This window comes from Streptomyces sp. NRRL B-24484 (genome assembly GCF_000717715.1).
In the GTDB taxonomy this organism is placed as follows: domain Bacteria; phylum Actinomycetota; class Actinomycetes; order Streptomycetales; family Streptomycetaceae; genus Kitasatospora.
The window spans coordinates 1-840 of record NZ_JOAI01000135.1 but is presented as its reverse complement, the minus strand read 5'-3'; the positions used below and the strand labels follow the sequence as shown (position 1 = coordinate 840).

Sequence of the window (840 nt, the reverse complement as noted above, 5' to 3'; positions counted from 1 at the left end):
CGGACGGTCGTCACGACGCGGACGGTCACCGTACGACGGACGGTCGTCACGGCCACGGTAGCCACCGCCACCGCCACCACCGGACGGACGGTCACCGTAGGAGGGACGGTCGTCACGACGCGGACGGTCGCGGTCGTCGCGGCGGTAACCGCCCTCGCCGCGGTCGTCACGGCGCGGGCCGCGGTCGCGGTCGTTCGACCAGCCCCCGCGCGACCGGGGCTGGGAGCCGCGGCCGTCGTCCGATCGACGCTCGGGACGGTCCTGGGGCGGGTTCGACATTCCGGTGGCTCCTTCTGCTGCTTCAACTCGGCCGTTTCGACGTCCGTCGGCAGCGACACCAACGCCCTGTACGGCCCGGCGCCGGCCGTACGGCCACACGCCTCTTCCATTGTCCGGCATCGGGTGCCGAGCCGCGTCCGGGCTCGAACTCCCTTGCCGTGGTTGCTCGTTCGTGTTCGCGGAAAACACAAAAGGCCGCGGCCCCAGCGAATCGCTGGGGCCGCGGCCTTTGAAGAATTGTTCGGCGGCGTCCTACTCTCCCACAGGGTCCCCCCTGCAGTACCATCGGCGCTACGAGGCTTAGCTTCCGGGTTCGGAATGTGACCGGGCGTTTCCCTCGTGCTATGACCACCGAAACCCTATCGGGTATTCAGCGAAACACACTTTTCAATTGATAAGTGTTACTTCGTTCGCCGGCGATAGCTGTTCGCTACCCGGGAACCACACAGTGAACGCGAGCGTCTGAGGACAAGCCCTCGGCCTATTAGTACCGGTCAACTCCACCCATTACTGGGCTTCCATATCCGGCCTATCAACCCAGTCGTCTACTGGGAGCCTTAC

General features: G+C 65.8%; 2 rRNA genes. Both read right to left on the bottom strand.

Features of this window, described 5'->3' with window-relative positions:
* Nucleotides 1–518 precede the first annotated feature (518 nt).
* A 5S ribosomal RNA gene (gene rrf / locus IE98_RS0141610) occupies nucleotides 519–635 on the bottom strand.
* Nucleotides 636–743: 108 nt separating this feature from the next.
* Nucleotides 744–840, bottom strand: a 23S ribosomal RNA gene (locus IE98_RS0141605); the annotation flags it as partial.